Consider the following 11,658-nt stretch of genomic DNA (forward strand, 5'->3'; position numbering starts at 1 on the left):
CATGAATCCGCCGATATCGGGTGCTACCACCTGGAGCCCGTCCGCGCGGATCGTGGCCGTGGTCGTGACCCACAAGCGGCGGGACCTGCTCGCCGCCTCGCTCGAGGTGCTGTGCTCGCAGACCCGGCCGATCGATCACCTGATCGTGGTCGACAACGCCAACGAGGCCGAGGTCGGCGAACTGGTGCGGGAGCAGTCCGTGGAGGCCACCTACCTGGGTTCCGAGCACAATCTCGGCGGCGCGGGCGGTTTCGCGCTCGGCATCCTGCACGCCCTGACCCAGGGCGCGGACTGGATCTGGCTGGCCGACGACGACGGCCGCCCCGAGGGCCCCGACGTGCTCGAGAAGTTGATGAATTGCGCTCGGCGGCACCGGCTCTCGGAGGTGTCGCCGGTGGTGTGCGATATCGACGAGCCGGACCGGCTGGCCTTCCCGCTGCGCCGCGGCCTGGTCTGGCGGCGGCACCGCTCCGAACTCGGCGACGACGACTTCCTGCCCGGGATCGCCTCGCTGTTCAACGGCGCCCTGCTGTCCGCCGAGGCGGTCGACAAGATCGGCGTGCCGGATCTGCGGCTGTTCGTGCGCGGCGACGAGGTGGAGATCCACCGCCGGCTGGTGCGCTCCGGGCTGCCGTTCGGCACCTGTCTCCAGACGGCGTACCTGCATCCGAACGGGTCGGCGGAGTTCAAGCCGATCCTGGGCGGGCGCATGCACACCCAGTACCCGGACGATCCGGTCAAGCGCTACTTCACCTATCGCAATCGCGGCTATCTGATGTCGCAGCCGGGCATGCGGAAGTTGTTGCCGCAGGAGTGGGCCCGATTCTCCTGGTTCTTCCTGGTGCAGCAGAAGGATCCGGCCGGACTGGCCGAATGGCTGCGACTGCGGCGGCTGGGGCGCCGCGAGCAGTTCGACAAGCCCTGAGCCACTTCCACACGAAGCACGTACCGGCCCGGGGTTTCCTGTCGGGAAAATCGTTTGCGCCGAGGGTCTTCGGGCTGTCATCGTGAAAGTCGTTCCCGCACCGCGACCCCGCGGACGGACCGAGTAGGGCATGAGGCCCGCGCACGTCGAGGAGGTGGATACGTGATCGCGAATTCGGCGACGGTACATGCCGTTTCGCTCCGGTTCGGCGAATGCCGCACCGGCGACGGACTGTCCACCGCCCGGCTCGCCCACTGAGCCACCGCCGTCTCGCTGCCGCCGCACCGCCGTTCGGTACCGGCTGGATCCCGGCCCCGCGTTCTCGCCACCTACTCCCATACTCACCACGCCGCGCCGAATCCACCTCGGTCGCGGCGGGTCGAGACGCGGGCGGATACCAACGCCGTCGCCGGTGTGGCGCGGCACGATACGTGCTGACCAATACACCCGTTATGTCCCGATTACCGGCCCGCCGTGGCGTCCGGCGGCGGCACCCGCCATGATCGTTCGCAGGGATTGCCGCACGACGAGGAGCTGCCAATGACGGAAGCAAGCAAGCCACTGGCCGGTCGGACCATGATCATGTCCGGCGGGAGCCGGGGCATCGGGCTGGAGATCGCCAAGCGCGCGGCGGCCGACGGCGCCAACATCACGCTGATCGCGAAGACCGATACACCGCACCCGAAGCTGCCCGGCACCATCCACACCGCCGCCGCGGAACTCGAGGAGGCCGGCGGCGCGGTCCTCAAATACGTCGGCGACGTGCGCGACGACGCCGCGGTCGCGGATGCGGTCGAGCAGACCGTGCAGCGCTTCGGCGGGATCGACATCGTCGTCAACAACGCCTCGGCGATCGATCTGTCGCCGACCGAGACGCTGTCGATGAAGAAGTACGACCTGATGCAGGACATCAACGCTCGCGGTAGCTTCCTGCTGGCGAAGACGTCGATTCCGGCGCTGAAGCTGTCCGCCGAGGCCGGGCGGAATCCGCACATCCTGACCCTGTCGCCGCCGCTGAATCTGGATCCGAAGTGGGCCGGATCCTCGCTCGGCTACACCATCGCCAAGTACGGCATGTCGCTGACCACCCTCGGCCTGGCCGAGGAGCTGCGCAAATACGGGATCGGCGTCAACTCGCTGTGGCCGCGCACCACCATCGCCACGGCGGCGGTGCGCAATCTGCTCGGCGGTGACGAGACGATCGCCAGTTCCCGCACCCCGGACATCTACGCGGACGCGGCCTATCTGGTGCTGACCTCGCCGGCGAAGGACACCAGCGGCAATTTCTTCATCGACGACGATGTGCTCGCCGCGCACGGCATCACCGATCTCGACAAGTACCGGGTGGTGCCCGGCGACGGGCCGTTGAGCCTCGACCTGTTCCTCTGAACCGGGACGCCCGGCGGTTGCGCCGGGCGTTTCCACCACGCCGCGCCGGGTCACTTCTGTGTCTCGGTGCGTCGTCACGCTTGCCGTCGAACGCCCGGCCGCCATACGATCCGGGGGCATCGTCCCTGGTCGTGCCGCTCGCCTCGTCCGGCAAGGAGTGCTCATGCATCTGACCGTCGCGATGACCGGCGCCACCGGATCGATCTTCGGTATCCGTTTGCTGCAACGCCTGCGGGAGCTACCCGAGGTACAGACCCATCTCATTCTCTCGCGATGGTCCGTGGTGAATCTGACCACGGAGACCGACTACCACGCCGATGATGTGAAGGCGCTGGCCCATCACGTCTACCAGGCCAACGACCTCGCCGCGAAGCTCTCGTCCGGCTCCGCTCGGATGGACGCGATGGTCGTGGTGCCCTGCACGATGCGCACCCTGGCCGCGATCCGGCACGGCCTCGCCGACAATCTCGTCGTCCGGGCCGCGGACGTGGCGCTGAAGGAGGGGCGGCGACTGGTGCTGGTGCCGCGCGAAACCCCGTTCAACAGCATCCATCTGGAGAACATGCTGGAGCTGTCCCGGCTGGGGGTGCGAATCTGCCCGCCGATGCCGTCGTTCTACAGCCGCCCGGAATCGGTGGACGACATCGTGGACCACATCGTGGTGCGGATTCTGGACCAGCTGGATCTCGAGATCGAGTACGACAAGCGCTGGGCCGGGCTGCCCAACCACCACGACGTCCCGGACTGAACGGCCACTGGGATGGAGGCGCGTATGCGGGTCGGTGCGTATCTGATGCCCTGCCATCCGCCCGAACGGCCGATCGCCGAGGGACACCGCATCGACGTGGACCAGCTCGAGCTGCTGGAACGCGCCGGCTGCGCCGAGGCGTGGCTGGGTGAGCATTTCACCGCGCGCTGGGCGCCGGGTCCCGCGCCGGATCTGCTGATCGCGCAGGCCTTCTCGCGCACCTCGTCGATCCGGCTGGGGCCGCTGGGGCAGTTGCCGTGCCACCATCCGATCGAATCGGCGTACCGCGCCGCCTATCTCGATCATCTCGGCGGCGGGCGCTACCAGTTCGGGGTGGCGAGCGGCGCGCTGCCCACCGATCGGCAGGTGTTCGGGGTGGACCGGGTACCGGGCCTGCATCGTGCGATGACCTTCGACGCGCTCGATACGATCGTCCGGCTGTGGACCTACGGGCCGGAGGGCAGGCGCGGCCGGTTCTGGGCGGCGGACGTGCCGGACGAATCGCTGTCGCCGCTCGGGCATTTCCTGATGCCGATGCAGCGGCCGCATCCGCCGATCGCGCTCGCGGCCATGCGGGCCGATTCGGCGCACCACCGCCGGGCCGGGGCGGGTGGGCACCTGCCGGTCAGCCTGACCGTGACACCCGACAATCGGTATCTGGCACGGCATTTCGCGACGGTCGCGGCCGGGGCGGCGGAGGCGGGCCGGGTGGCCGACCGCGGCGACTGGCGGATCGTCCGCGACGTCTACGTCGCCGACACCGACGCCGAGGCCCGCCACCGGGCCCGCACCGGTGCGATGGGCCGCTGCTGGGAACAGTTCCTGTTGCCGCTGTATCTGCGGATGGGGCTGGCGCCGCTGCTGGGCCGGTTGCCGAACGGCCGGACCGTCGACCCCGACCGGATCGATCTCGATTTCGTGGCCGAGCGACTGTGGCTGACCGGGTCGCCCGACACGGTCGCCGAGCAACTCGCCGATCTGTGCCGGGAGACCGGCGGATTCGGCACGCTGCTGCTGAACGTGCACGACTTCGGCGACGAACTCCCCGCCTGGCGGCATTCGGTCGACCTGCTCACCACCGAGGTGCTGCCCCGCGTGCACGCCCGGGAATCGGTCGGGGCCCGATAATCCGCCGCGCCGATACGGCACGACACCGCATACCCGCAGTTCCGATGGACGCCTCGCCTGCGCCGGTCGCGGGCCGGCTGCACAACGCCGGCGCCGAGCGCAACCGTCTCGATTGCCGATGTCGCACGACGGGATGCCGCACGGCCTCCGGTTCAGCCCCAGACCATGTAGTGGTACTTGCTCACCGCCGCGACGAGACCGACCAGCGTCGCCGCCACGATCACCACCGCCGCGGCGCGGGCGGGCACCCGGCCGCGGGAATCGCTGAGCCGCATCGGGATCCAGCGCAGCAGCACCGCCAGGCCGACGATCGCCAGCGGGACGAAGTAGCGGCCCTGCACGCCGTCGATCAGGTAGTAGTCGACCGGGGTGAAGGACATGTACAGCGTCACGTAGATCATCGCGACGCTCGCCAGCACCGTCAGCGCCACGATCGCGGTGCGCCACCGCCCCGCGGTGAACCGCTCGGTGATGCCGGCGCTCACCGCGAACGCCAGCAGGCAGGCCAGGATGGTCAGCGCCGGGACGTCCACGTACGAGAAGCCGAGCTCGCCGAAGAACTGGGTGAACCAGCGCTGATCGCGCAGCCAGATGCTGTCGGTGAACACGCTGACGAAATGCGCCGGGTGCGAGAGGATTCCGTGCAGCTGATCACCCGGGCGCACCGAATACCACTGGTGCTCCGGCCGCATCAGGCCCATGCCGTCGCCGGTGGGGGCGGCGAGCTTCATCCAGGCCGCGAACGCGATCGCGCCGACCGCGGCGGTCACCCACGGAATCCACTTGCGCCACTGTGTGAATCCGAATTCGCGGGCCGGGATCAGCACCACCAGCATGGCGAGCAGCACATAAGTCGGTTTGCTCAGTGGCAGCAGCAGGGTGGCGGCCAGCGCCGCGGCCCGCTCCGGGACCGTCAGCGGGGCGCCCAGGAACAGGCCCTTCACCAGCAGGCAGGACACCAGGATCGCCAGCGCGTTGGTGGCCGTGTCGGCGGTCACCGTACCGGCCTGGAACAGCGCGATCGGCAGCACCGAGACCGTGAACGCCAGCCACTGCACCCGGTAGCCGCGCAACGCGCGCAGCGCGAAGCCCACGATCACCAGATAGGCCAGCAGCCCGCACAATCGGGTCAGCTCCACGGTGTCGGAGACGTGCAGGCCGGTCGCCTGTGCGATCCGGATGCCGACGGCGGCGGGCACGTACGCCACCGGCGAGTAGGCCGCGGTGTTGGTGAACCACATCTGCTTGGTGGCCGCGGTGATCGGCGCCGCGCCGATCTGCCGGTACGCGCCGGCGTCGGCCATCAGCGGGTCGGGTTCGTCGCCGTTGCGGTTGTAGTCGTCGAAGGCGTAGGACATCAGGCCGTCGATGCTCAGGGGGATCTGCCCACCGTAGGCGACGCCGCGCGCGTCCTCGATGCGCTGCGGGGTGAATCCGCCGTGCGCGACCTGATAGGCCCGGCCGAACTGGGTGATCTCGTCGTGCCCCCAGAAGGCCGGGGTGACCAGCGAGAAGATCACTCCGAACAGGCCCGCGACCAGCACGAAAACCGCGGCGGCCGCGCCGATGTGGCGATCGGTCCAACTCGCGGCCCGGCGCAGGGCCGCCGGCGCGCCGGACGCCCGGCGGTCCGTGGTCGGCTCCGGGAGCTCGGGTTCGGGGACGACCACCCGCGCAGCCTCCGTCGTGGACACCGCCTCCGTCGTGTGCACCGCCTCCGTCGTGGACACCGTCTCCCTCGTGTGCACTGCCTCTGTCGTGTGCATTGCCTCGATCACCGGCTCGGCCTGGATGGTCATCGGTACGCCTGCCGGACCGGCTCGGCGGAGTCCACGCCGACGGCCGAGTACCGCAGGTACATCAGCCGGGCCGCCTCGTGCCGGGAGCGCCGGATGCCGTCCAGGATCAGCCCGGCGGTCCAGGCGAGGCTGCCCAGCAACACCAGAGTCAAGCCGAGGAACAGCGTCGGGAACCGGGGCACCTGATGAATTCGGTAGAACTCCACCACGATCGGTGTGATGAGAATCACCGAGATGAGCCAGGAGAGCGTCCCGAACAGACCGTAGAAGGCGACCGGTCGCTCGTGCCGGGCCAAGCCGACGATCAGGGCCAGGATCTTGAACCCGTCGTGATAGGTGCGCAGCTTGCTCTCGCTACCGACCGGGCGATCCCGGAAACCCACCTCCACCGCGGTTTTCGGCACCCGCAGATGCAGCGAGTGCACCGTGAGCTCGGTCTCGATCTCGAATTCCCGTGACACCGCGGGGAAACTCTTCACGAAGCGCCGGGAGAACACCCGATACCCCGAGAGCATGTCCTCGACGTTCTCGCCGAAAACCTTGCCCACCACGCCGTTCAGCACCCGGTTACCGGTCTCGTGGCCGGGGCGGTAGGCCGATTCGGCGCTGTCCGGCTGCTTGCGCACGCCGAGCACGTGATCGTAGGGGCCGGCCAGCAGGGTCTGGATCATGACCGGCGCGGCGAAGGCGTCGTAGGTGTCGTCGCCGTCGATCATGACGTAGACGTCGGCCTCGATGTCGGCGAAGGCTCGCCGCACCACATTGCCCTTGCCCTTGGTGGTTTCGGTGCGCACGATCGCGCCGGCCTCGCGGGCCCGCTCGGCGGTGGCGTCGGTGCTGCGATTGTCGTAGACGTAGACGGTGATGCCGGGCACGGCGGCGCGCAGATCGCTGACGACCTTGCCGACCGCGGCCTCCTCGTTGTGACACGGCACCAGTGCGGCAATGCGAAGCTCGGTGGGGTCCACCCCGTCAATCCCTCATCTGATCGAAAGGCGTGCAAAGAGCTTTCCCGGGTTAGGGGAACCGGTTGGGGACTGTAGCAGGGCGGCTGACCATATGCTGTGAATCGCCTGCGGCTGCGGTACCGTACGCCGGGTGTCCAGCAGCGAGTCCGTGACCGGAACCACCGCGCGGGCCGAGGACGGACCACCTGCCGCCACCGCGCCCGCACCCGGCGGGCTATCGGCCACCCTGCGCCGCAGCGCCGCGTTCCTGGTGGTCGGGGGGATCGGGTTCGTGGTCGACGCCGGCACCTACAATCTCCTGGTCTTCGCCGGTGGGAAGGGTGTGCTGTATCACGCACCGCTGCTTGCCAAGATCATCGCCATCGTCACCGCGACGGTCGTCACATATTTCGGCAACAAGTGGTGGACCTACGGTCAGCGCGGTGGCGGTTCGGCGCGGCAGTACGTCTTGTACGCGCTGTTCAACGTGATCGCGATCGGCCTGCAACTGGGTTGCCTGGGTTTCTCCCGCTATGTGCTGGAGCTGTCCAGCCCCCTGTCGGACAACGTCTCCGGGACGCTGATCGGGCAGGCGTTGGCGGTGGTGTTCCGGTACTGGGCATACGGGGCATTCGTGTTCACCACGACCGGGCGAGAATCCGGCGCGGCGGATCCAGCACCGGCAGGACCTGCGACGAATCACTGATGTAGACATAATGGTGGCCGCTCGATGCCGAGCCGGAGGGCACCATCGCCAGACAGCACAGAGGGAATTACATGGACCAGGGCCAGGCCGTGACCGCACCCGAGACCGAGGATCGGGTGACCGATCGTCATGCCTCCGACCGGCTCGTGTTGCAGCGGGGCGTGTTCACCGGGCCGTCCGCGCGGGTCAGCGACGATCTGTACGCCACCGTCAAGGGCAAGGTGGAACGCCAGCGGCAGGCGTTGCGCCTGGAGAAGGGCGCGCGGGTCGACACCAATACCTATTTCGGCCGGTTCGCCGCCAGCTACTGGCAGCGCTGGACCACGGTGACCGCGGTCGAGGCGGCCATGACGCTGGAGGTGTCGGGCCGGGTACGGATTCGGCTGGCCGCCTCCGATATCGCCGGACATCGCCGGGTCGTCGACTTCGCCGATGTGTCCACCGACGGCCGGGTGGTGCTGCGCGCGCCGCTGAACCAGTTCGTCGACGGCGGCGCGCTGTGGCTGGAGTTCGAGGCGCTCGGCGGCGGGGTCACCGTCAGCGAGCTGGCCTGGACCGCGGCCGCGCCGGAGCGGATCCGCCCGGTCGCCGTCGCGATCTGCACCTTCAACCGCGCCGACGACTGCGCGGCGACGGTGGCGGCGCTGGCCTCCGATCCGGCGGTGCTGGATCTGGTGGATTCGGTGTACGTGGTCGACCAGGGCACCGACGCGGTGGAGACCCGGGCGCTGTATCAGGAGACCGCGCCGCGGCTCGGCGCCAAACTGCACTATCTGCGGCAGCCGAATCTCGGTGGGGCGGGCGGTTTCACGCGCGGCCTGTACGAGGTGTCGGCGCGCGAGGGTGAGCCGGTCGACATCCTGCTGATGGACGACGACATCCTGTGCGAGCCGGAAACGGTGTTGCGGCTCAACGCCTTCGCCAACCTGACCACCGAACCGACCCTGGTCGGCGCGCAGATGTTGTTCCTGCTCAACCCCGATTACCTCAACGTGAGCGCGGAGGAGGTGCATCTGAACGAGCTGCGGCACGGGCAGAAGGTGCCGAAGGCGTTGCGCAACACCAGCATGCTGAAACACCACCAGGAGCGCCGCGTCGACGCCGGGTACAACGCCTGGTGGACCTGCCTGATCCCCGCCGAGGCGGTCGCCGAGATCGGGCTGCCACTGCCGATCTTCTTCCAGTGGGACGACGTGGAATACGGCCTGCGGGCCCGCAAGGCGGGTTTCGTGACCGTCACCCTGCCGAATGCGGCGGTGTGGCACGCGGATTTCTACTGGAAGGACTACGACGACTGGGCGCGCTACTTCAGCATGCGCAACTCCCTGATCGTCGGCTCGCTGCACACCGATCTGGACCCGAAGGCGGTGTCGCGGCGGCTGTTGCGCGAACTGTCCGAACATCTGGTGGCGATGCAGTACGGCCTGGCGCACACCACGTTGCAGGGCATCGAGGATTTCCTGCAGGGCCCGTCGGTGCTGCGCGACGGTGGCCGGGCGGCGCTGGCCGCGGCCCGCTCCGGCCGCGGCGACTATCCGGAGACCGTTCAGCATCCGATGCCCACCGCGCCGGTGCGCTCGTCGGACATCCAGTTGCGCCGGGCCACCGGCGAACCCAGCCGGCCGCTGCTGGTGCTGATCAAGCGTGCGATCCTGCAATGGACCGGCCGCACCCAGCACGGGATCATCGGCGTCACCCGCGAGGACGCGTACTGGTGGCACGTCTCGCTGTTCGACCACGTGGTGGTGACCGACGCCTCGCAGGCGGGCGTGCGGATCCGCCGCCGGGACAAGGCGCGGGCGATGCGCCTGCTGGTGCGCACGCTCCGGGTGCTGCGCCGCTTGCAGCGCGAACTGCCCGAACTCACCGCGCAATACCGCGCGGCGGTACCGGAGCTGATCAGCCGGGAGAACTGGGAACGGTTGTACCGCAGCTGATTCCGGGGGCGGGCGCCGGAACACCCACTCCCCGGCACCGGCCGGAGCAACGGCTCCAGGCCGGCGCGGGCTAGAGCACTCGCTCGCCCGCCGCGGCGTAGGCGCTTTCGGTGGCGGCCTTCTGCGGTCGCCACCAGTCCTCGTGTTCGCGGTACCAGCGGACGGTCGCCGACAGCCCGGCCCGGAAGTCGGAATACTGCGGCACCCAGCCGAGTTCGGTGCGCAGCAGGGTGGCGTCGATGGCGTACCGCTGATCGTGTCCGGGGCGATCGGTGACGTGGTCGAAATCGTCCGCGGCGCGGTCGAATTCGGCCAGGATCAACTGGACGACGGATTTGTTGTCCGCTTCGCCGCCGGCGCCGATCAGATAGGTCTGGCCGATCCGGCCGCGTTCCAGGATCGCCCACACCGCCCGGTTGTGGTCGTCGACGTGGATCCAGTCCCGGATCTGGTGCCCGGCGCCGTACAGCCGCGGCCGGACCCCGTCGATAAGATTGGTGATCTGGCGCGGGATGAACTTCTCCACGTGCTGGTACGGGCCGTAGTTGTTACTGCAGTTGGAGATCGTGGCCCGCACCCCGAACGACCGCACCCAGGCCCGGACCAGCAGGTCGCTGGCGGCCTTGGACGAGGAGTAGGGGCTGGACGGGTTGTACGGGGTGTTCTCGTCGAAGGCCGGCTCGTCCAGCGACAGATCGCCGTACACCTCGTCGGTCGAGATGTGGTGGTACCGGACCTGATGCCGCCGCACCGCCTGGAGCAGCGCATAGGTGCCGACGATATTGGTCTGCACGAACGGCCACGGCTGGGTCAGCGAATTGTCGTTGTGTGATTCGGCGGCGAAGTGCACCACCGCGTCCACACCGCCGATGAGGCGATCGACCAGTTCCTGATCCGCGATGTCGCCCTGCACGAACTCGATGCGATCGGCGATCGGCGCCAGCGAGGCCCGATTGCCGGCATAGGTCAGCGCGTCGAGCACCACGACGTGGACGTCGGGCCGCTCGGCGACGGTCTGGTGGACGAAGTTCGCGCCGATGAACCCGGCGCCCCCGGTTACGAGCACTCGCACGACCGCCACCCTAACGGCTCGGCTGCCCCGCTCGGCCGCAGCGTCGATCACGGACAACCGTGTCCGGGACAGTTCCGGCATACCGGACCACCATCGGACGGGCCGCACCCCCGCCCGATGTCCTCCGGACGGGGGTGCGTTTCAATCGGGCCTGTGCGGCGCGGTCAGGCGGTGCGGGCGGGCGTGACCGCGGGTTCCTCGGTCCGGGCCCGCACGAAGCGGGCCACCCGGCCCAGCGCCATCCGGCTCTCCGGCATGCCGGGCAGGATGCTGGTGAAGGCGTGCACCTGCCCGCGCCACAGTTCGAGCGTGTTGGGCACCCCGGCCGCGGTGAGCCGGCGCGCCATCAGCTCGCAGTCGTAGCGCAGCAGTTCGTCCTCGCCGACCACCAGCAGCACCGGCGGCAGGCTGGCCAGCGCGCCGTTCACCGGGGACAGCAGCGGGTCGAGTTCGCCGTCGAATTCCGCGCCGTAGCGGACGATCGCCTCCAGGCCCGGCAGCGGGATGTAGGCGTCCCGGGCGACGTTGACGTAGCCCTGTTTGGCCGCGTGATCGAGATCCAGCAGCGGCGACAGGCCCACCAGCCCGGCCGGGACCGGCAGCCCGATCTCGACGGCCCGCAGCGCGGTGGCGAAGGTGAGGAAGCCGCCCGCCGAATCGCCCGCGATCACGATCCGGGCCGGGCTCGCACCGTGCGACAGCAACCAGCGGTACGCGGTCAGGCAGTCCTCGATCGACTGCTGGATCCGGGTGTCCGGCAGCTGCCGGTACTCGACGCTGACCACCGGCAGGCCCGTGCGGCGGGCCAGCGCGGCCACCACCGGGCGATGGGTCTCCAGCCCGCACAGGACGAAGCCGCCGCCGTGCAGGTACAGCACGGCGCCGTGCCGCAGCGAGCGCCGGGCCCCGGCGGGCCGCACGATCTCCATCCGGAATCCGGGCAACCGGACCTGCTCCCGCTCGACCCCGGCCGGATCCGGCCGCAACCGCGCGAGGGTGTCGACGGT

General features: G+C 69.3%; 10 protein-coding genes. 6 read left to right on the top strand and 4 right to left on the bottom strand.

What is annotated here, in order from left to right:
* Window position 1 precedes the first annotated feature (1 nt).
* The 4 genes from LBW94_RS15890 to LBW94_RS15905 all read left to right on the top strand — a co-directional run bounded on the left by LBW94_RS15890 (window position 2) and on the right by LBW94_RS15905 (window position 4,190).
* Window positions 2-925, top strand: a complete 924-nt coding sequence (locus tag LBW94_RS15890; protein WP_225058111.1) for a glycosyltransferase — start codon at window positions 2-4, stop codon at window positions 923-925.
* Between the two features lie 540 nt (window positions 926-1,465).
* Window positions 1,466-2,314 carry an SDR family oxidoreductase gene (locus LBW94_RS15895; protein ID WP_225058110.1) on the top strand — a complete coding sequence of 283 codons (849 nt, stop codon included), beginning with the start codon at window positions 1,466-1,468 and terminating at the stop codon, window positions 2,312-2,314.
* Between the two features lie 163 nt (window positions 2,315-2,477).
* On the top strand, window positions 2,478-3,062 hold the full coding sequence (locus tag LBW94_RS15900; protein ID WP_225058109.1) for a UbiX family flavin prenyltransferase: 585 nt from the start codon (window positions 2,478-2,480) through the stop codon (window positions 3,060-3,062).
* A 24-nt stretch (window positions 3,063-3,086) separates the two neighbouring features.
* Window positions 3,087-4,190: an LLM class flavin-dependent oxidoreductase gene (locus tag LBW94_RS15905; RefSeq protein WP_225058108.1), complete on the top strand. Its 1,104-nt coding sequence runs from the start codon at window positions 3,087-3,089 to the stop codon at window positions 4,188-4,190.
* Between the two features lie 152 nt (window positions 4,191-4,342).
* Here the strand turns inward: LBW94_RS15905 and LBW94_RS15910 are convergent, their stop codons facing one another.
* Window positions 4,343-5,920 (bottom strand): DUF2142 domain-containing protein, encoded by a 1,578-nt coding sequence (locus LBW94_RS15910; RefSeq protein ID WP_225058107.1) that lies wholly within the window; start codon window positions 5,918-5,920, stop codon window positions 4,343-4,345.
* A gap of 65 nt (window positions 5,921-5,985) precedes the next feature.
* Complete coding sequence (locus tag LBW94_RS15915) at window positions 5,986-6,957, bottom strand: glycosyltransferase (protein ID WP_225058106.1); 972 nt, start codon at window positions 6,955-6,957, stop codon at window positions 5,986-5,988.
* A gap of 130 nt (window positions 6,958-7,087) precedes the next feature.
* Here LBW94_RS15915 and LBW94_RS15920 point away from each other — a divergent pair, with 130 nt between their 5' ends.
* Window positions 7,088-7,642: a GtrA family protein gene (locus LBW94_RS15920; RefSeq protein WP_225058105.1), complete on the top strand. Its 555-nt coding sequence runs from the start codon at window positions 7,088-7,090 to the stop codon at window positions 7,640-7,642.
* Between the two features lie 71 nt (window positions 7,643-7,713).
* A complete protein-coding gene (locus LBW94_RS15925; protein WP_225058104.1) occupies window positions 7,714-9,579 on the top strand; it encodes a glycosyltransferase in 1,866 nt (621 codons plus the stop codon).
* A gap of 70 nt (window positions 9,580-9,649) precedes the next feature.
* Here the strand turns inward: LBW94_RS15925 and rfbB are convergent, their stop codons facing one another.
* Together rfbB and LBW94_RS15935 are read right to left on the bottom strand one after the other, a co-directional pair.
* A complete protein-coding gene (gene rfbB / locus LBW94_RS15930; RefSeq protein ID WP_225058103.1) occupies window positions 9,650-10,651 on the bottom strand; it encodes a dTDP-glucose 4,6-dehydratase in 1,002 nt (333 codons plus the stop codon).
* Window positions 10,652-10,815: 164 nt separating this feature from the next.
* Window positions 10,816-11,658 (bottom strand): alpha/beta hydrolase (locus LBW94_RS15935; protein ID WP_266271170.1); only part of this gene is annotated, 843 nt, incomplete at its 5' end.

Source organism: Nocardia sp. alder85J, assembly GCF_020176955.2.
Lineage (GTDB): Bacteria > Actinomycetota > Actinomycetes > Mycobacteriales > Mycobacteriaceae > Nocardia.